Genomic DNA, 18,770 nt, shown 5'->3' on the forward strand with positions numbered 1-18,770 from the left:
CGGCAGCGGCCTGGGCTTCGGCGGCGGCCTGCGCGGCGGCGGCCTCGACGGCGACGCGGTCGGCCTCGGCGGCGGCGGCCTGCACGGCCGCGGACTGCTCCTTGGCCTGCGCGGTGAGTTCGCTCACCTCGCCGAGCGGCATCGAGATGTAGCCGGCCAGTGAGCTGCTGGTGCTCGACAGGGCGGACGCATCCACCTTGTTCACTGCGGCGTCGAGCGCGGTGTCGGCGTCGACGAGGGCCACGGATGCGGCGAGGTGGGTCTTGCTGATGGCGGCGGCCTTGGCGGCGGCACGCTCATCGCGCTGCTGCTGGGCCTGCTGCTGCTGGTCGGCGACCGCCGACTGCACGGTGAAGCCGGTGCCGGCGACGACCCCGGCGAGCACGAGGCCGCCGGCGATCAGGGTGAGGCGCTTGTTGCGGGAGCGGCGGGTCTTCCGCTCGGCGCGGGTGCTGAGGGTGCTGATGCTGCTGGTGCTGCTCGGGTTTTCGGGCGTGGAATTCTGAGAATTATCGGGGCGCATAAACTTCCAGGTCGGGGGTGGGGGTGCGCTCTGCGGCGGCACGCTCACGGAACGATGGGCCCACGCGGGCGGACCGGCGCGGGCAAGCGGCCTAGCCTGCCGAAGGTTTCTGGGCAAAAACTCACTTTTTCCTGCCAAAACCATGTGAACAGGGGTCGTGCGGCGTCTGTATCGAGGGACAATTCGTCGTCGTTTTGCCCGGCCAGCGGGCCATTCCGGTCGCGCGCCGCAGCGCCAGGCGATTGCATGATGGGGGTAGCGTTGAACGATGCCCACTTCAGACGCAGCACAGCAGGCCGACTCAGCTATTCCGACCGCTCCGGCCGGAGCGCCCACCAGCGCCGAGCGCCTGATCACAACGTTGGGGAACATCAACAACGTCGACGTCGCGAACGCCCCAGAGGCCGATCGCGCCGCCGTGATCGAACTCATCGACATCATCAACGACGAGCAGCGTTCCACCCTGCTGTTCGCCCTGCTACTGGAGCGCCTTCGCTCCGATGTCTGATCCCTCCGGGCCGCGCGCCGACCAGCGCGCCCTGGACCTGGAGAAGACCGCCGACTGGTACCGGCGTTTCCGGCTCCTCGAGACTCCGGGGCAATCCGCGCTCTACGCCGCTTGGGCCGATGGTGTCGAGAACGACGCGGAGGTGCTGGGCCTGATCGTCACGCTGCCGCGGCCCAAACGCCAGCCGAATCTGGTGTTCACCTGCGCGCGGCTGCTCGGCGCGCCGCTGACGGGCTATCGGGACTTCCGCCCCTGGCTGGTCGAGCACTGGCCGGCCGTGGCCGCCCAGGCCCTGCTGCGCTCCACCCAGACCAACGAGCCGCGCCGGCTCACGGCGATTATGCCGGTCCTGGCCGGGATCGGCCCCGAGCTGGCCCTCCTCGAGGTCGGCGCCAGCGCGGGGCTCTGCCTGTACCCCGACCGGTACAGCTACGACTACTCCGGTCGCCGGGTGGATCCGGTGCACGGCCCCAGCACGGTGCTGCTGACCGCCGACGCCACCGGGCCGGTGCCGCTGCCTACGCATCCGCCGGAGATCGTCTGGCGGGCCGGGCTCGACCTGAACCCACTGGACGTGCACGACCCCGACGACGTGGTCTGGCTTCAGACCCTGGTCTGGCCCGAGCAGACCGAGCGCCGCGACCGGCTGGATGCGGCGCTGACGATCGCTCGCCTGGACCCACCGTTACTCACCCGCGGGGACGCCGTCGTGGACCTGGAGAAGCTGGTGGCGCTCGCTCCGGCCGGGGTGCCGCTGGTCATCGTCAGTCCCGCGGTCCTGGTCTACCTGGCGCCCGAACAGCGCACGGCCTTCGCGCGCACGGTGGCCGGCCTGGGACACTGGATCTCGCTGGACGGTGCGGGCGTGCTGCCCCAGGTGGACGCCCTGCTGCCGCAGCCGCCCGTGCCCGGTGACTTCACGGTGTCGCTGGACGGCCGGCCGGTGGCCCGGTGCGGCCCGCACGGGCAGAGCCTGGACTGGATCGTCGGTTAGGCCCCTGGCCTGCCGGGCAGCTCACCGGGCACGCTTCTAAGATGGCGCTATGCGTGCACTCGTGGTCCACACCCCAGGCGGCCCGGACGCCCTCACCCTCGACACCGTTGCCGACCTGGTCGTCAGCGCCGGCGACATCCGGATCGAGGTGGCCGGCGCCGGCGTGAACCGGGCCGATGTGCAGCAGCGCCTGGGCCACTACCCGTCGCCGGCGGGTGCGCCGCAATGGCCCGGCCTGGAGGTGTCGGGCATCGTCACCGAGACCGGGATCGCCGTCACCCGCTTCACGGTCGGCGACAGGGTCTGCGCGCTGCTGGCCGGCGGCGGCTACGCGACAGAGGCCGTGGTGCACCAGGACCTCGCCCTGCCCGTTCCCGACAACGTCGACCTGGCCGACGCCGCCGCGCTGCCGGAGGCGCTGGCCACGGTGTGGTCGAACGTCTTCATGGGCGCCGGCCTCACGGCCGGCCAGACCCTGCTCGTGCACGGCGGCGCCAGCGGCATCGGCACCACCGCCATCCAGCTGGCCCGGCTGGCCGGCGCCCGGGTGATCGTCACCGCCGGCTCCGCCGAGAAGCTGGCGGTCTGCGGTCGGCTCGGTGCGGACGTGCTGATCAACTACCGGGAACAGGATTTTGTGGCCGAGGTGCTCGCCGCCACCGACGGGCACGGTGCCGACGTGATCCTGGACATCATGGGCGGCTCCTACGCGGCCCGGAACGTGGCGGCGCTGGCCCTGGGCGGCACCATCATGGTGATCGCCAACCAGAGCGGCGAGGACGCCGTCTTCAACCCGTTCCACCTGATGCAGAAACGCGGCCGGTTCTGGGGCACCACCCTGCGCGCCCGGCCTGCGGTGGAGAAGGCGGCCATCATGGCCGACCTGTTCACCCGGGTGTGGCCGTGGCTAGAATCCGGCTCTTTCGTGCCGGTGATCGACAGCCGGTTCGCCTTCGCCGACGCGGCGGATGCGCATCGCCGGTTGGAAGCATCCGCTCACGTGGGCAAGATCGTGCTGCTGCCCTGAGCCGATGCGTCGCGGGGCGGTTCAGGCCCGTGACGCGGCGAGTTCGACCCGGTTGCGGCCGGACGCCTTGGCCTCGTACAGGGCCGCGTCGGCGCGACCGAGCCAACGCGAGACACTCTCGCCGGGCTTGAGCAGGGCGACGCCCACGCTGGCGGTGCAGTGCAGCCCCGTGGTGACCACGCCCCAGGGGTGGTTGCGCACCTCGCCGAGCAGGCGCTCGCAGATTTGCACGGCCTGGTCGATCGTGGTGTTCCCCAGCACCAACAGGAATTCCTCACCGCCGACCCGAACCGCAAGGTCGGTGTCGCGGGTGGTGTTGCCGAGGATCGTCGCCATGGTGGTGAGCACCCGGTCGCCGGCGGCGTGGCCGTACTCGTCGTTGACCTGCTTGAAGTGGTCCATGTCCACCATCACCGCGCAGAGCGGTTCGGAACGCTCCCTGGCGGACGACATCATCTCGGGCAGTTGCCGGTCGAGGGCCCGCCGGTTGGGCAGCCGGGTGAGCGGGTCCGAGTGCGCCTGCTGGTCGAGTTCCTCGGCCCGGATCCGCTGCATCTCGGCCTCGAGCTGCGAGCGCTGCGCCTCGTGCCTGGCCTGCTCGATCTCCAGCGAGTTGATCAGCATCCGCGACTGCAGCCCGGCGGTCTGCCTGGTGAGCCCGAGCATCAGCACGTGCAGCTGTTCGTGGTGGTCAAGGGCCCGATCGAACCGGCCCGCGGCCTGGTGCATCTGGTAGAGCGCGCGGTGCAGCTTCACCTTCAGCGCCGCATCCTCGGCCACCGACGGGTCGGCGACCTGGGCTTCCATCATGGCGCAGGCCTGGTCAACGCGACCCTCGGCCCTGGCGACCTCGGCCAGCTGGGCGTCGTTGTTGACCGCGAGATTACGGTAGCCGTTCGTGATCGCGATGGTCTTGGACCGGCCGGCCTGCCGGCGCGCTTCGGCGTATTCGCCGCGCTCGATCAAGAGCCCGACCAGGTTGGTGCGGGCGATGGTCTCGTCGAAGGCGTGCCGCTCGGCGACCGCCAGCGCGATGGCCGCGCGGATGATGGCGATCCCGTCGTGCATCGCCACCGACGCGTCTTCACCCTTCGCGCGCTGCGCATGGGCGATTTCGAGGTAGCTGTCGCCCAGGTTGTTCCGTGCCGCGAACGCGGCCTCGGGGTCGTCCAGGGTGTCGGCCAGGTCCAGCGCCTGCCGGCCAAGTTCGATGCTTCGGTCGGCGTCGCCGAGGGCCTGGTGCACCATCGACGAGCGCGACAGCGCCCAGAACTCCGCGGTGCGACTGCCGCTGGCCCGCGCGGCCGCCAGGGCGCCGAGCACGTGACTGAGCGCGGGTTCCTCCAGGGCCGTCTCGTGAAAGGCCAGGGCGAGGGTGCAGTGCACCTTCGACTGACCGATCAGGTCGCCGCTGGCGGTGAGGTATTCCAGCGCGAGCAGGCCGTGCCGCACGGATGCCTCGAACTCGCCCAACCGCAGCCGGTGGCCGGAGAGCAGCTTCCGGGCGCGGGCCTCCTGGGCGGGGGTGATGAAGGGGTCGGCGAGCACCAGTTCGGCTTGGGCGGCCCCGGCGTGATGCTGGCCGTCCTGATTGGCCTGGGCGCACTCGTCGAGCATCGCGTCGATCATGGGGCGACGGGCAGACGCGGACCCGTCCATGGGCGGCGGCTGGTGCAGCTCGGCGTCGCCGGCCGGCACGGGCAGGTCGGCGATTTCAACAAAACCGCCGGGCAGGTCCAGGTCACGCCCACCGTCGGCCACGCCCAGGTCGGCGATGCCGTCCGCCAACAAGCCGGCGGCAGAACGCAAGGCATCGGCTTCGGACGGATCGGACGGCACCGTGGCGCCGGCCGGGAGCGGGGCCACCAGGTCATCGGGCGCGGTCATCGCGCGTCACCGTGCTCGGTCGGGGCGTCGACAGACAGGCTGAGCGCACCGCCCGCTCGACTCGGCGGGAGGTTCTTCGACGGTACGCGTGATGCGTTCACGGCTCAGTCCCCAAACTGCTCGTATACCCGAACCTAGCAGCGTCGCAGCGGCCGCCAGGGCCGACGCACGCTCCGGCTAACCCCCGCTTCGCGGGTGATTTTCACCGCACCTTTGTGCGCTTCCATAACGGTTTCGAGGCGTGTTCATCGGCGGCTCACAGCCGCGCGGATCACCGCCAGCCGAGGCCGGGGGCCACGTGGCGCATCACCGAATCGAGCAGCTGCGCGTTGTAGTCCACGCCGAGTTGGTTGGGCACGGTGAGCAGCACGGTATCGGCGGCGTGCACCGCGGCATCCTGGGCCAGCTGCTCGACGAGAACGTCGGGTTCGCCGATGTAGCTTTTGCCGAACCGGGCTAGTCCGCCGTCGAGGTGGCCCACCTGGTCACGGTTGTCGGCCTGGGCGCGGAGGCCGAAGTAACGCCGGTCCTGCTCGGTGACCAGCGGCATGATGCTGCGACTCACCGACACCCGCGGGGTGCCGGGGTGACCGGCATCCGCCCACGCCTGCCGGAAGATCGCGATCTGCTCCGCCTGCAGGTCACCGAAGTCGGCGCCGGTGTCTTCGGTGAGCAGGGTTGAACTCATCAGGTTCATGCCCTGCTCGCCGGTCCACTTCGCGGTGGCCCGGGTGCCCGAGCCCCACCAGATGCGCTCGGCCAGTCCGGGCGACTGCGGCTGGATGGCGAGGAGGTTGCTGTGTCCGGTGAGCTGCGGGTTCGCGGCGGCGACGCCGGCCCCGCTGATGGCCCGGCGGAACTGTGCGGTGCGCTCGCGGGCGTCATCCGCGTCGCTGGTACCGGGTGCGGGCACATGCCCGAAGGCTTCGGCGCCGCGCAGCGCAGTCTCGGGCGAGCCGCGGCTGAGGCCGAGCTGCAGCCGTCCGTTGCTGATCAGGTCGGTGATCGCGGCCTCTTCGGCCATATAGAGGGGGTTCTCGTAGCGCATGTCGATCACGCCGGTGCCCAACTCGATGCGGCTGGTGCGGGCGGCCATCGCGGCCAGCAAGGGGAACGGCGATGCGAGCTGCGGGGCGAAGTGGTGCACCCGCACCGACGCGCCGTCCACGCCGAGCTCCTCGGCCGCCACCGCGAGTTCGACGGTCTGCAGCAGGGCATCCGCCGCGGTGCGCACGAGCGACCCCGGCACCGCCTGATAGTGGCCGAAAGACAAGAACCCGATCTTCTTCATGGTTGCTGCAGCGTTCCCCGGCGGCGACGTATTCCCGACCTCATCCGCGGTTCTTGCTGAGGCCCCATGCATGGCGGCGCCCGGAGGGCGATGTGCGGGGCACGCGCCACTATGCCCCTGGCGCGCCACCCGCCCAGCGGCGCCCAGCCCGCGTAGCGGCGCTGAACCCGCGCAGCGGCGCCCCACCCGCACAACGGCCCCGGCGCGCGATGTGCGGGGCACGCGCCACTATGCCCCTGGCGCGCCACCCGCCCAGCGGCGCCAGACCCGCCGAACGCCTCGCTCCCGCACAGCGGCGCCGCTCCCCGACCGACTCGGCAGGAAACCTGCGCCAGCTACACCGGGTCGTTGCCCCGACGCGACCCCACACCCTGCCAAGCTGTGATCATGCGTCATCTGTTCCTCGACTTCTTCGGCACCCTGGTCAACTACGCGGACTCCCGTGCCGGACAGGGCTACGCCGACACACACGCGAGCATGCGTGCCTTCGGCGCGCGCGGCACCGAGCAGCAGACCGCGGATGCCTGGCTGGATGCCTTCCACCAGCTCAATACTGAATCCGACACCGACCACCGTGAATTCACCATGGAGCAGTTGTCGCACCGGGCCATCTCGCAACTGCTCGGGCGCGAACCCGATGCCACCGAAATCGCCGAGGGCGCCCAGAGCAACATGGCGGACTGGGAGCGCGGAGTGGTGCTGATTCCCGGCATGGCCGAGACCCTTAAGGAACTGGGCCAGACCTTCACCCTGACGATCGTGTCGAACACGCACAGCGCATCCGTCGTGCCCCGCCAGCTGGCGGCCATGGGCGCCACCGACCTCATCTCCCATGTCGTGACCTCGCTCGAGGTGGGCTTTCGCAAGCCGCATACGGCGATCTACCAGGCAGCGCTCGACCGGGCGGATGCCGACCCGGCCCGCGTGATCTTCGTCGGCGACACCTGGGACGCCGACTTCGACGGTCCACGGGCGCACGGCATGGAGGCCGTGCTCGTGGCCGCCGACCCGCGCGACGGGGTGCCGGAGACCCGCCGGGTCGCTTCGGTGCTCGACCTGCCCGACCTGCTCTCGTTCCGCTACCCCAGCACCCGCCCGATCAGCACCCGCGGGGTGGCATAACTCCTGCTGGATCTCGGCCGGCGACCTGACCGCCGCGTGACTCCGGGGCCACCGGCGACGGTGGCGGCGGATTGCGGGAGTTATGCACGACGACGGCACCGTGACCGCCGCGACGATCTGAGCCGGGCAACTGGGTAAGCTCGGCGAATGGTTACAGAGGGGTTCCGCATCCGCGCCACGCAGGTGGACGATTGGCGAGAGGTGCGGGAGCTACGTCTCGAGATGCTGCGGGACACCCCGATCGCGTTCGGCGAGACCCTGCAGGATGCCCTCAGCCACTCCGACAGTGAGTGGCGGATGCGCGCCGCCCGCGGCACCGCCGAACACGGCATCGTCCTCGCCGCGGTCGACCCCGAGGGGCGCTGGCTGGGCACCATGGGCGGGTATGTGCCGGACGCGACCACCGGCGCGCTGCTGGTGGGGGTCTATGTGTCGCCGGATCACCGCGGCCACGAGGCCGGAGTGTTCGACGCCTTGCTGGCCGCGATCCAGGATTGGGCCCGCGGCGAGGGTGACCGCCTGACCCTGCACGTGCACGAGGACAACTCCCGCGCCCGCGCGGCCTACCTACGCCGCGGCTTCACGGAAACCGGGCACCGCGTGCAGTACGTTCTGGACTCCAGCGCGATGGAGATCGAGATGGTCAAGCTGCTCTAGCGGCCGCCGCCACCACCGCCGCCGCCACCACCGCCGGAGAAGCCGCCGCCGAAGGATCCGCCCGAGAAGCTTCCGCCGCCGCTGCCCGACCAGGTGGACGGCGGGGGCGTGGGTGTTTCGGTCGTATGCACCGAGTTGACGATCCCGTTGAGCGCCGAGGCCAGGTAGATGCCGCTGAACGCGTTCTGCGATACGAACCAGCCCGGCGCGGTGGCGTCCTGCTCGTAGTACACGGCGAGCTCCGCCGCCCACTCCCGTTCGACGCCCCAGAGCACCGCATACGGCAGTAGTTTCTCGTAGAGCTTTACCAGTTCCACGGTGCCGGGGGCGGATGCGCCGGCTGCGGCGGGCTTCGAGCCGGGGACGCTGCGTGGCACGGTGACGCGCAGTGCGCCCTCCGGGCTCTGCAGCATGCGGAACCTGTCGGCCTCGGCCAGGTCGAGGTAGACCTTCATCCCGGTGAGGTAATCACGGCGCTCCACCCCAGCCGCGCTGAGGAGCACCGGGCGGCGGGCTGCCGCGACGGCGACGAGCACGGCCGCGCCGACGACAAGCAGCAGCGGGAACCACCACGCCGCAGGCGGGCCGGCGAGCACGAGCACCGCCACGACGAGCACCGCGAGCGCGGCGAGGCCGGCGATCAGCCCGGCCCTGGCGCGGGTCAGGGCCGGCCGGGCCCGCCAGCCACGGGCGAGGTTGCGGGTGGTCGCATCCGCCGTCGCGGCGGCCAGCCCGCGGGCCAGCCCGTCGTTGGTGACGCCGAGTTCGCAGACGGAGCCCGCGGCCAGCCCTGGGAAGAGCGTGGCGAGCAGGGCCAGTTCCTGGTCGTCGACGCCGTCGGTGCCGAGCAGCTGCAGGGTGAAGTCGCCGCCCTGGGCGCTCACCGGGTAGTCCAGGATGCGCACGACACCGCGCACGGCGAAGCTCACGATCTGCGCGGCCATGGCCGACTGCCCTCGGCCGATGAGGTCGGCGGCCTCGAGGAGGTTGTAGCCGTCCGGAACGCTGTACTGGGCGATGATGGTGCCGCGGCCCTTGGGCTCGCGGGGACGCACGAAGATTCGCCCGAGCACGTACACGCCGCCGAGCAGGGCGATGCCGAGCAGCAGGAACGGGAAGCCGGCGGCGGCCTGGGAGTCGAGGGCGTTCTGGGCGGGCTGCTCCTCCGCGGGGACCTGCACGAAGGTGCCGGCCGTGAAGCCGATGGCCACGGTGAGGTTCTCGCCCGGGCCCAGGTTGACGGCCTCGGCGGTGAACAGCTGCCCCACGGCGTCCTCGGGCGTGGCGGCAGCTGGTTCGGTGGTCTCCGGGGTGGTGGCCTCCGGGGTGGCAGCATCCGGCAACGCGGCATCCGAGTCGGCCTCCTGCACGATCTGGCAGGCTCCGCTCTCGCCCTGCGCGCCGGTGTAACAGGCACTGTTGCCGGTGAGGAAAGGGGCGATGGCCGGGGCGACGTGCACCCGGGCGGCAACGGAACCGAACGGTTGGTCGAAGCCGGTGCCGTTGGTGTCCCAGTACAGCTCGTCGTCGTTGGTGTCGGCGAACGCGCGCACGACGTTCTGCTGGGTGTAGCTGATGACGTAGGTCTGGCTGCCGCGCACGAACTCGTCAGTGCCGAGCGCAAGTTCGGTGAAACCGCCGTTCACCGTGGCTTCGAAGTAGACCGGCTCACCCTCGGCATCGGTGACCGACTCCACCGTCGTGTTCAGCGGGACGCCGTCGTAGTCGTTGGGGATCGCCCGGATGATGCCCCGGTTCTGGTCGAAATCGGGGAACTCCGCCACGAAGGTCTCCACGGTGCGCAGCGTGGAGTGCCCGGTCGCGTCCCGGTCGAGGTAGTACTCCCCCGCATACAGGTCGAAGCTGAAGTCCGAGGTGTCCGCAGGCACGGCCCCCACCGAGCCCGGCGCAACAGCCATCGCCGCCACCGGGGCGCCGAGCGCCAACACGGAGGCGATAACCAGGCCGGACAGGACTTTCAGAAGACGAGTCACGCCTCCGAGCCTAGTGACCCCCTCACGTTCAGAGAATCGACGCGGCGCTCGAGAACGGCGCTGGCCGGGCACACGTCCCGCAGCCAGACGAGCTCCCCCTCAACGCACCCGATTGAATCGCTGGCCCGCGTACCTTGGGTTGCCGATGTCGCTACCAATACCCTCATGATCTGCTCCGCATTCTCGGCACGAGGGTGAGTGAGTACGTGACGTCAGGCTAAACCGAGCCACCGACATCCGCCCCCCTGCCCTGAAAGGCGGGTGACCGGAGGCCCCGAACGGATGCGGCCCGGCCTAGAACCCCTCGGGAGCGTGCGGGCGATACGGGGCGGCGAGCCGGGCGAGTTCGTCGTCGGTGAGGGTGAGATCGACGGAGGCGACGGCATCCGCGAGGTGGTGCGCACGGGTGGCGCCGACGATCGGCGAGGTCACGGCCGGCTGCTGCCGCACCCAGGCCAGCGCCACCTGTGCACGCGGTACCCCGCGCTCGGCGGCGACCTGCGCGACGGCCTCGGCGATCTCGCGGTCGCCCTCCTCCTGCTGTCTGTAGAGGGTCTGCCCGAAGAGGTCGGTTTCGGAGCGGGCGGTGGTGTCGTCCCAGTCGCGGGTGAGCTTGCCGCGCGCCAGTGGGCTCCACGGCAGCACGCCGACGCCCTGGTCGAGGCAGAACGGATGCATCTCGCGTTCCTCCTCGCGGTTGAGCAGGTTGTACTGGTCCTGCATCGACACGAAGCGGGTGGTGCCGGCCAGGTCGGCGGTGTGCTGGGCCTTCGCGAACTGCCAGGCGTACATCGACGAGGCGCCGATGTAGCGGGCCTTGCCGGCCTTGACCACGTCGTGCAGCGCCGCCATGGTCTCCGCGATCGGCGTCAGTGGGTCCCAGCGGTGGATCTGGTACAGGTCCACGTAATCGGTGCCCAGCCGGGTGAGACTGTGGTCGATCTCGGCCAGGATGGCGCGGCGGGAGAGCCCGGCGCCGTTCGGGCCCGGCCGCATCCGGCCGTGCACCTTGGTGGCCAGCACGTACTCGTCCCTGATGCTGAAGTCCCGCAGCGCCCGGCCCAGGATCTCCTCGCTGCTGCCGTCGGAGTAGACGTTGGCGGTGTCGAAGGTGGTGATGCCGGCCTCAAGCGCCTGCTGGATCAGCGGCCGGCTGGTCTCCTCAGGCAGGGTCCAGGCGTGATTGCCGCGCATCGGGTTGCCAAAACTCATGCAGCCCAGCGTGATCGCCGACACCTCGAGGCCGGTGGTGCCCAGGCGTACGTATTTCATGCGTTTCCCTTCGTCGCGAAAGTTGAGAGTGTCACAGGCCTGCGCCCCGGCCGGTGTTGCGGATCTTCGGCCCCTGGGCCGCTGCGGGCGGCCTGCTCGGCCCGCTCCCGGTCCGACAACGGTGCCGACCGGCTTCGCCGCGAGATGAAGTAGAGGAACACGGAGATCGCGATGGCTGCGACCACCAGGATGATGCCAAGGATGAGGCTGAACGTTTCGGACATGAGTCCTCCAGGTGTTGCGGACAGACCGGCGGATGGTCGCACGGGCCGGTCCGGCCTTCACTCGTGTCTACAGTCTGGCTGCGCTCGCGTCAATTGTGCGAGCGGATGCGCCGCCGGCGCCGGGCGCGGTACGCTCCCGTCATGGTCGACCGTTACCGCTCCGTTGAGGAGTTCCTCGCCGCCCAGCCCGCCGAGCGTCTCCCGGTGATCGAAGCGCTGCGGCAACTCGTGCACGAGGCCGATCCCGGCGCGCGGGAGCACATCAAGTGGAACTCCCCCAGCTACGTGGTCGACGGTGTCGATCAGGCCACCATCAGCGCGCAGGGAAAGGACGGCGTGCGCCTGGTGCTGCACCGCGGCGCCACGACCACCGAGGACAGGGCTGCCGCATCCGCCTTCGCCGGCGACCCGCACGGGCTGCTCACCTGGCACTCCGACATTCGGGCGAGCCTGCTCATCTCCGATCTCGCCGACCTGGCGGGCAAACGGGATGCGGCCGTCGACGTCGTTCGCGCTTGGCTCGCCCCGGCCGGACCCGTGGCCGCACGCGCGTGACGGTTCGACCCGAGCGCGCTACCCCTCCTGCAGGGTGACCCGCCCCGCACTGCGGCCGAGCAGGGCCGACACCACTGAGGTGCCGAGCGCCAGCCCGATCAGTACCGGTGCGGCAACTCCGAGCGCCGTCTGCAGGCCCACCGCGGTGGCCTCCAGACCCAGCAGCACGGCAACGATCCCCTGCAGGAGGTAGGCCACTGTGTACACCACCGAGATGGTGCCCGCCCGGTGGTGTGCGGGCGCATGCCGGTTCAGTAGGCCCAGCCCGCCGAGGAACAGTAGCCCGTAGCCCACCCCGGCCGACACCGAGGTGACAGCGAACACCGGCAGCGACGCCGTGGACGCGCTGAGCACCAGCAGCGCCACCGCCGAAGCCATGGCCAGGCCGCCGAGGCCGATGGCGAGGCGTGCGGGCATCCGTCTGGCAGCCAGCGCGGTGATGCCGATCACGACCGGTGTGATAGCGAGCACCAGTCCGGACACCAGGGCGTTGTCGGAGTGGATGAGGTCGACCGAGATCTGCGCACCGAGCGAGAGCAGCACGGCTCCCACAGCGAAGGCCGTGGTGATTGCAAGCGCGGATACGGTCACCACGCCTCGAAGACCCACCGGCACCCGGATCGCCCGGGGACGCCACCTGCCGGAGGTTTCGGCGCCGGCCGTGTGCCCGGGCAGGGCGAGCACGGCCAGGAAGACCAGCGCCGCAACGACCACGACCACCCAGTAGCTGAGCTGGCGCGGGTTGGGGGCGTACTGCACCAGGGCTCCGGCGATGATGGTGGCCACGGCCAGCCCCACCGCTGTGGCGGCCGTGTTCACCGAGCTGGCTCTGGCCGTGCCGCCGCGGGTGTTGAACTCCACCATGGCGGCGCTGGCCGGCGCGATCGCCAGCCCCACGCCGACTCCCTGAAAGGCCCGGGCGACGAACAGCCAGCCTTCGGCCGGCGCGAGGGCGAAGAGCAGGGAGCCCACGAACATCGCCGCCACCCCGGCGAGCAGGGCCGTGCGGCGGCCGATGTGGTCGGAGAGGTCGCCGAACACCAGCAGAACCACCACGAGCACCAGCGGGTACACCGCGAACAGGGTGGTCGTGGCCACGGGCGTCATGGCCCAGTCCCGGGCATAGAGCGGATAGATCATTGTGGGGGAACCGCTGGCCCAGAGGGCGAGCATGGCCACCGAGGCCGCCGTCCAGAACCGGGTGGCGGGGTGGGACAACGACATGCGGCTCCAGACCGAAGACAAACCCCGAGCCGCACACCGGTGGAGCGAGGGCTGCCGTCGAGGTGACGGATGCGCCCGCACCGTTGCGGGGCCGGCCGCCGAACGGCTGCCGTTCCGTTTACGCTAACAGGCTGAGTTGGGTAATCCAAGTCAATGTAGGATGGGGGCATGACAACGGACTCCTCCGATGCTCACCCGGCGCACGAGATGCCCAGACGCTCCGGTGACGACCTGCGCTGCTCGATCGCGCGCACCATCCAGGTGCTCGGCGACCGGTGGACCATCCTGATCGTGCGCGAGTGCTTCCGCGGCCGCACCCGGTTCAGCGACTTCCGGCGGGTGCTCGGCATCCCCACCGACATCCTCACCTCCAGGCTTGGCTCCCTCGTGGACGCGGGAGTCCTCGAACGCCGCGGCTATCGCGAGCCCGGCGCCCGGGAGCGCTTCGATTATCACCTCACCACCGCCGGCGACGCCCTGCTGCCGGTGCTCGGCGCCCTCGCCCAGTGGGGCAACGACTACAGGCCCTCCGGCCACGGACCCAGCCGGCTCTACCAGCACGCCTTGACCGGTGAGGCCGCCACGATCGCCTTCGTGGCCCCCGACGGCCGGGTCATCGACCCCGCGGACATCGCCATCGTGCCCGGTCCCGGCGAGAACGACCCCAGCATCGGCCCGATCCGCCCCCTCGCCGCGTCGCACGGCTGACCGCCGTCGGCACATAACCCTGTAGGAGTTATACCCCCGATCGGGCGGTTTCGCGCGGGGCGGGGCCACGCCGCACGGTCACCTTTCGCAGGCACGACCGCGGCAGTACCGTGTCTGGCGTGAGGCGGATGCCCACCTCACGGACGACACCGATCGGGAGGCCCACCTTGACCAGCACGCCCACCCGCCGTGGCGGATACCTGCCGCCCAGCCGCTTCATGTTGCACGTCGTCAACCCCGTCGCCCGCGCCTGCGGAGCCCCCACCCTCATCGTGCGGGGACGCATCAGCGGCCGGGAGATCAGCACGCCCGTGGCCCCGTTTCGGTATGAGGATTACCGGTACGTGATCGCCGGTCGCGGCGTGACCCAATGGGTGCAGAACCTCCGGGTCGCCGGGCGCTGCGAGCTCCGCATCGCCTGGCAGCGCCACCCGTACCGGGCCACCGAACTGCGCGGGCTCGAGCACGACGAGGTCGCCGCGGCCTATCTGGAGAAACTGGGCCGGCGCGCGCAGCCGTTCCTCGCCGAACTGCCGGACCCGGCCGACCATCCGATCTTCCGGCTCGAACCCTGCGAGGCACCGGTCCGTAGCTGACCGTCGATCGCTCAGCGCACGGGCAGCCCCACCATGCGCAGCCACGCCGCCAGGTGCACCTCGTCGAGCACCGGCGCCCGCAGCGCCGCGTAGCCATCCGGCCGCACGACGAGCATGCCCGTGCCGGGCCGGTCGTCGAGCCGGTAGCTGTGCACCAGCGGACCGAGCATCCGTTCGGGCACCGGTCGTGCGTCCGCCTGCAGCAGGATGTGCACACCCGGACGCGCGAGCAACGCGTGCAGGCGCACCCTGCGGCCCTCGCAGCGCACCAGGGTGTCGGCCACCCGCGACCCCGGCCGCAACCCGCGCCGGGCCAGCCCGCCGCGCACCGGCGTGAGCGACGCACGCAGGTCCATCGACAGCGGGCTGTGCGTGTAGCGCAACCGGAACTGCGCGAGGGTGCGCACGCCGGCCGCGGTGAGCCGGCGCTGCCGGACGAGCCAGGGCAGCAGCGGGGCGACCACCGGCACCAGCACCGCCCGGCCGAGCTGGGCCAACGGATGCAGGCTCGCCTCGGCCCAATACATGGCGTGCGTCAGGCGCAGCACGGCCCGGTCGGCGGGGCGGCGCTCAAGGGCGTAGGAGTCCAGCAGCGCCGAGCCGGGCCGGGCGGCCGCTAGCCCGGCGCCGTCATCCGTGCCCGCTGCCGCGCCAAGCCGGCGGCCGGCCGCGGCGGCGAAAGCCAGCTTCCAACCGAGGTTCACGGCGTCGTGGATGCCGGCGTTCATACCCTGCGCCCCCGCCGGCGAGTGCACGTGGGCGGCGTCGCCGGCGACGAACAGCGGTCCGCGGCTGAACCTGCTGGCGATCCGGTGCTGCAGCCGCACCTGGGCCGACCAGGCCACCTCCGTGATCTGCGTCGGCAGCCCGGCCTCGTCGACCAACCCCTGCAACTGCTCCTGCGGCACGGGCGGTCCCGGTTGGCCGAACGGCTGCCGGTCCTCGCCCGCCCGCCGGGTGGCGAGCATCCGCCAACTGGCCCGTTCGCCCACGTCGAACAGGAACACCAGCCCGCGCCGCCCGACGACCACATGCGCGACCCCCGCCTCGAGCATCACCGGAGCCACCCGGCGCGACCCGCCGCCGGCGGGCCCCAGCTCCACGTCGGCGAGCACCACTTCCTCGTTGTAGTCGCCGCCGAGAAAACCGCCCACCGACCGGCGCACCAGGCTCCCCGGTCCGTCACAGCCGGCCAGGTACCGGCACAGCACGTCTTCATCCGGCCCGCCGTCCGCTCTGCGGAGCACCGCCCGGGCGCCGCCCTGGCTCAACCGCGCCAGCCGCACCACCTCGATGCCGCGTTCCACCACCAGCCCGCGCTCGGCGAGCGCCGAAGCCAGCACAGCCTCCACGTCAGCCTGCCGGATCAGCAGCAGGTGCGGGAAGGCGGTGCCGGCCAGGTCGAGGTGCTCGATCGACACCGGCACCACCCGCGTGCGCAGGTGCAGCTGCATCGAGGGTGAGGTCATTCCGAGCGCGAGCAGGGCATCCGTCACCCCCAAGGGGCGCAAGAGTTCGAGGGTGCGCGGATGCATCACCATGGCTCGCGACGGCCGGAACGGCGCCGGTCTGCGCTCGACGACGCGGACCACGGCGCCGTGGTCGACGGCCTGCAGGGCCAGGGCCAGCCCGGTGGGGCCGGCTCCCACAACAAGAAGCTCAACGTCGAAATCGGTCATACCGGTTCGCGCATCCGGTCGCTCCTCCCACTGCCGGCGCCGACCACCCGTCGGCGGCGGCCGGTGCACGACGTTGCCAGCATAAGCAACCCATCCGTTCCGGGGAAGGCCCGGCCGGGGGCCGCAGCCGGCGGGCACTCGTCGGCGATTCAGCCCGGTGCGCGGTAGCCTCAACCCAGGTGCCCCCGCCCACCTCGGCTTCACCCGATACCGTCCCGAAGGACCCATCATCCCGAATTCCCCGCTTGACGCCCCGTGGCCATCCACTGTTGAGCCGATGGTGCACCTCGTGCAGCTGAGCGCGGTCACCATCGACGCGCTCGCCGAGGAAGACCTGGACCTGGCCAATGAGCAGGCCGCGGTGGAGTTGAGTCCGTTCTTCGTGGAACCGGCCAGCGCCAGCACCTGGCGGTACCGCAGCCGCCAGCTCGCCACAAAGCCCGAGGATGCGAGCTGGATCACCCGGGTCATCTACGACCCCACCCGGCGTCTCGCCGTCGGCCAATCCGGCTATCACGCTGCTCCCGACGCCACCGGCATGGTCGAGGTGGGCTACGCCGTGGATGCCGCGTACCGCCGGCAGGGCTACGCGCGCGCCGCGCTCACCGCGCTGCTTCACCGCGCCGACCTCGAACCGTCCGTCACTGTTGTTCGGGCCACCATCAGCCCGGACAACCTGCCCTCGCGCGCCCTCATCGCCCAGTTCGGTTTCGTCGAGGTGGGCGAGCAGTGGGACGACGAGGACGGCCTGGAAACCATTTTCGAGCTGCCCCTCGTCCCCGCGAACTGAGAGAAAAGCACCAAAAAATCCCCGATTTCGGGGCTTTTCTCACAGTTCGCGGGAGAGAGGGCATCCGTGCCAAGCTGGGATGTCTGCGGGCCGCCTCACCAGCGGACACCCCACGGCCACCCATCACCTCACCATCAGAAGGTTCGCTGACGCAATGACGCCTCCCGCTCGTACCGTGGAACGCCCCGACGTGGCCGTGCGCCGTGCCCGTTTCGCCGTGGCCGTGCTGTTCTTCACGAACGGCGCCCTCTTCGCCAATCTGATCCCCCGGTATCCCGCGATCAAGTCCGAGCTCGGGCTGAGCAACGCCGAGTTCGGCTTCGCCGTGGCCGCGTTCCCGCTCGGCGCCCTGATCGCCGGACTCGCCGCCGGCATGCTCATCCGCCGGTTCCGCTCCTCCCGGGTGGCCGTGGTTTCGACGATGCTCACCGCGGTCGGCCTGATCCTGGCGGGGATCGCGCCCAGCTGGGCGGCCCTGGCCGCCGGCATCTTCCTGGCCGGGGCGATGGACTCCATCACCGATGTCGCCCAGAACTCGCACGGCCTGCGTGTGCAGCGGCTCTACAAACGCTCCATTCTCAACTCCTTCCACGCGGTCTGGAGCATCGGCGCGGTCACCGGCGGGCTCCTCGGCGCCGCGGCCGCCCAGCTCGACATTCCGCGCGGCCAGCATCTCATCGTGTCCGCCGTCACCTTCAGCCTGTTCGCCCTGTACAGCTACCGGTTCCTGCTCGCCGGACCCGAGCCCCTCGAGCCCGAGGCCGCCGCCCCGGCGCCGCACACCGCCGGCACCCCCGCCCGCTCCGCCGGCCGCTGGGCCAAGTGGCTGGTGCTCGGCGCGCTCGTGGTGATCGCCGCCTCCGGCGCCGTCGTCGAAGACGCCGGGGCGTCCTGGTCGGCCATCTACCTTTCCGACGCGCTCGGCGCATCCGCTCTTGTGGCGGGCCTCGGCTTCATCGCCCTGCAGGGCATGCAGTTCATCGGGCGACTGCTCGGCGACGGCCTGGTCGACAGGTTCGGCCAGCGCGCCGTGGCCCGCACCGGCGGCGCGATCGTGTTCCTGGGCATGGGCACCGCCCTGGCCTTCCCGTCGATCCCGGGCACCGTCGTCGGATTCGGCCTCGCCGGCTTCGGCGTCGCCACGCTCATCCCCGCCGCGATGCACGCCGCCGACGAGCTACCCGGCTTCAGGGCCGGCACCGGGCTCACCATCGTCGCCTGGTTGCTGCGGCTGGGGTTCCTGTTCTCTCCGCCCATCATCGGCGCCATCGCCGACCTCTCCCAGCTGCGCTACGGGCTCCTGCTCGTGCCAGTGGCCGGCCTGCTCGTGGTGTTCTTTGCGCCGGTACTGGCCACCCGGGTGCGCCGCAGGGCCGCAGATGCCGCTCCGGCCGATGACGCGGACCTCAGCGCCACCCCGACAACCGCCTCGTAACCGCGCTACCGCGTCCCGTCGTCGGGCTGGATCCCGGCGTCCACCGGCGCGGCGGGCCGCAGCACCAGGCCGAGGAAAAGCGCCAGACCCAGCACACCGGCGAGCAGTCCGCCGCCGCCCAGGTAGATCTCGGCCGGAGTGGCGAAGCCGGACAGGGCGTCCATGCGCAGGCCGACGGCGATCAGGTATCCGGTGGACCAGACACACAGCCCGGCGCTGAGCACCAGACCGAGAACGACGATGCTCTGGCGCTTCATCGGGAGCTCCTTCGGTAATTCGTTGGC

General features: G+C 71.0%; 20 protein-coding genes. 10 read left to right on the plus strand and 10 right to left on the minus strand.

What is annotated here, in order from left to right; all coding sequences use genetic code 11:
* Positions 1 to 523: hypothetical protein (locus tag E3T61_RS11740; protein WP_420898484.1), on the minus strand; the 523-nt coding region annotated here is incomplete at its 3' end.
* Positions 524 to 791: 268 nt separating this feature from the next.
* On the opposite strand from E3T61_RS11740, the gene E3T61_RS11745 reads away from it, so the two are divergent.
* The 3 genes from E3T61_RS11745 to E3T61_RS11755 are packed head-to-tail and all read left to right on the plus strand — an operon-like array spanning position 792 to position 3,052.
* Complete coding sequence (locus tag E3T61_RS11745; protein ID WP_134641048.1) at positions 792 to 1,031, plus strand: hypothetical protein; 240 nt, start codon at positions 792 to 794, stop codon at positions 1,029 to 1,031.
* The gene (locus E3T61_RS11750) at positions 1,024 to 2,025 is read left to right on the plus strand and encodes a DUF2332 domain-containing protein (RefSeq protein ID WP_134641049.1); all 1,002 of its coding nucleotides are present in this window, start codon (positions 1,024 to 1,026) and stop codon (positions 2,023 to 2,025) included. Before E3T61_RS11745 ends, E3T61_RS11750 begins: the two co-directional genes overlap by 8 nt.
* 49 nt (positions 2,026 to 2,074) lie before the next feature.
* Positions 2,075 to 3,052 (plus strand): NAD(P)H-quinone oxidoreductase, encoded by a 978-nt coding sequence (locus tag E3T61_RS11755; protein WP_134641050.1) that lies wholly within the window; start codon positions 2,075 to 2,077, stop codon positions 3,050 to 3,052.
* 21 nt (positions 3,053 to 3,073) lie between these two features.
* Here the strand turns inward: E3T61_RS11755 and E3T61_RS11760 are convergent, their stop codons facing one another.
* Entirely contained in the window at positions 3,074 to 4,939 is a 1,866-nt protein-coding gene (locus E3T61_RS11760; protein ID WP_134641051.1) for a GGDEF domain-containing protein, read from the minus strand.
* A 271-nt stretch (positions 4,940 to 5,210) separates the two neighbouring features.
* Complete coding sequence (locus tag E3T61_RS11765; protein WP_134641052.1) at positions 5,211 to 6,230, minus strand: LLM class flavin-dependent oxidoreductase; 1,020 nt, start codon at positions 6,228 to 6,230, stop codon at positions 5,211 to 5,213.
* Between the two features lie 387 nt (positions 6,231 to 6,617).
* Here E3T61_RS11765 and E3T61_RS11770 point away from each other — a divergent pair, with 387 nt between their 5' ends.
* Both E3T61_RS11770 and E3T61_RS11775 read left to right on the plus strand, forming a co-directional pair.
* Positions 6,618 to 7,352 (plus strand): HAD family hydrolase, encoded by a 735-nt coding sequence (locus tag E3T61_RS11770; RefSeq protein WP_134641053.1) that lies wholly within the window; start codon positions 6,618 to 6,620, stop codon positions 7,350 to 7,352.
* Between the two features lie 147 nt (positions 7,353 to 7,499).
* Positions 7,500 to 8,009, plus strand: coding sequence for a GNAT family N-acetyltransferase (locus tag E3T61_RS11775; protein ID WP_134641054.1), 510 nt, complete (start codon positions 7,500 to 7,502; stop codon positions 8,007 to 8,009).
* Here the strand turns inward: E3T61_RS11775 and E3T61_RS22070 are convergent.
* The 4 genes from E3T61_RS22070 to E3T61_RS11790 form a co-directional block, all read right to left on the minus strand.
* Positions 8,006 to 10,003 (minus strand): DUF2207 family protein, encoded by a 1,998-nt coding sequence (locus E3T61_RS22070; protein WP_134641055.1) that lies wholly within the window; start codon positions 10,001 to 10,003, stop codon positions 8,006 to 8,008. The genes E3T61_RS11775 and E3T61_RS22070 overlap by 4 nt on opposite strands.
* Entirely contained in the window at positions 10,000 to 10,170 is a 171-nt protein-coding gene (locus tag E3T61_RS22680; protein WP_420898485.1) for a DUF7715 family protein, read from the minus strand. The genes E3T61_RS22070 and E3T61_RS22680 overlap by 4 nt, the downstream gene beginning before the upstream one ends.
* Before the next feature lie 127 nt (positions 10,171 to 10,297).
* The gene (locus E3T61_RS11785; RefSeq protein WP_134641056.1) at positions 10,298 to 11,275 is read right to left on the minus strand and encodes an aldo/keto reductase; all 978 of its coding nucleotides are present in this window, start codon (positions 11,273 to 11,275) and stop codon (positions 10,298 to 10,300) included.
* Positions 11,272 to 11,499 carry a hypothetical protein gene (locus tag E3T61_RS11790; protein ID WP_134641057.1) on the minus strand — a complete coding sequence of 76 codons (228 nt, stop codon included), beginning with the start codon at positions 11,497 to 11,499 and terminating at the stop codon, positions 11,272 to 11,274. Before E3T61_RS11790 ends, E3T61_RS11785 begins: the two co-directional genes overlap by 4 nt.
* Positions 11,500 to 11,640: 141 nt before the next feature.
* Here E3T61_RS11790 and E3T61_RS11795 point away from each other — a divergent pair, with 141 nt between their 5' ends.
* Positions 11,641 to 12,054, plus strand: coding sequence for a DUF1801 domain-containing protein (locus E3T61_RS11795; RefSeq protein ID WP_166793211.1), 414 nt, complete (start codon positions 11,641 to 11,643; stop codon positions 12,052 to 12,054).
* Between the two features lie 18 nt (positions 12,055 to 12,072).
* On the opposite strand, the gene E3T61_RS11800 is transcribed toward E3T61_RS11795, so the two are convergent.
* Complete coding sequence (locus E3T61_RS11800; RefSeq protein WP_134641059.1) at positions 12,073 to 13,278, minus strand: MFS transporter; 1,206 nt, start codon at positions 13,276 to 13,278, stop codon at positions 12,073 to 12,075.
* A gap of 168 nt (positions 13,279 to 13,446) precedes the next feature.
* Between E3T61_RS11800 and E3T61_RS11805 the strand changes: the two genes are divergently transcribed.
* The gene (locus E3T61_RS11805; protein WP_241992531.1) at positions 13,447 to 13,986 is read left to right on the plus strand and encodes a winged helix-turn-helix transcriptional regulator; all 540 of its coding nucleotides are present in this window, start codon (positions 13,447 to 13,449) and stop codon (positions 13,984 to 13,986) included.
* A 167-nt stretch (positions 13,987 to 14,153) separates the two neighbouring features.
* Entirely contained in the window at positions 14,154 to 14,582 is a 429-nt protein-coding gene (locus tag E3T61_RS11810; RefSeq protein ID WP_166793212.1) for a nitroreductase/quinone reductase family protein, read from the plus strand.
* An 11-nt stretch (positions 14,583 to 14,593) separates the two neighbouring features.
* Here the strand turns inward: E3T61_RS11810 and E3T61_RS11815 are convergent, their stop codons facing one another.
* Positions 14,594 to 16,261: an FAD-dependent monooxygenase gene (locus E3T61_RS11815; RefSeq protein WP_134641061.1), complete on the minus strand. Its 1,668-nt coding sequence runs from the start codon at positions 16,259 to 16,261 to the stop codon at positions 14,594 to 14,596.
* A gap of 277 nt (positions 16,262 to 16,538) precedes the next feature.
* Here E3T61_RS11815 and E3T61_RS11820 point away from each other — a divergent pair, with 277 nt between their 5' ends.
* Positions 16,539 to 17,051, plus strand: a complete 513-nt coding sequence (locus E3T61_RS11820) for a GNAT family N-acetyltransferase (protein WP_134641062.1) — start codon at positions 16,539 to 16,541, stop codon at positions 17,049 to 17,051.
* A 154-nt stretch (positions 17,052 to 17,205) separates the two neighbouring features.
* Positions 17,206 to 18,486: an MFS transporter gene (locus tag E3T61_RS11825; protein ID WP_134641063.1), complete on the plus strand. Its 1,281-nt coding sequence runs from the start codon at positions 17,206 to 17,208 to the stop codon at positions 18,484 to 18,486.
* Positions 18,487 to 18,491: 5 nt separating this feature from the next.
* Here the strand turns inward: E3T61_RS11825 and E3T61_RS11830 are convergent, their stop codons facing one another.
* Positions 18,492 to 18,743 carry a hypothetical protein gene (locus E3T61_RS11830; RefSeq protein WP_134641064.1) on the minus strand — a complete coding sequence of 84 codons (252 nt, stop codon included), beginning with the start codon at positions 18,741 to 18,743 and terminating at the stop codon, positions 18,492 to 18,494.
* Positions 18,744 to 18,770: the final 27 nt, after the last annotated feature.

The sequence above is a fragment of the Cryobacterium lactosi genome, from assembly GCF_004403945.1.
GTDB classification, from domain to species: domain Bacteria; phylum Actinomycetota; class Actinomycetes; order Actinomycetales; family Microbacteriaceae; genus Cryobacterium; species Cryobacterium lactosi.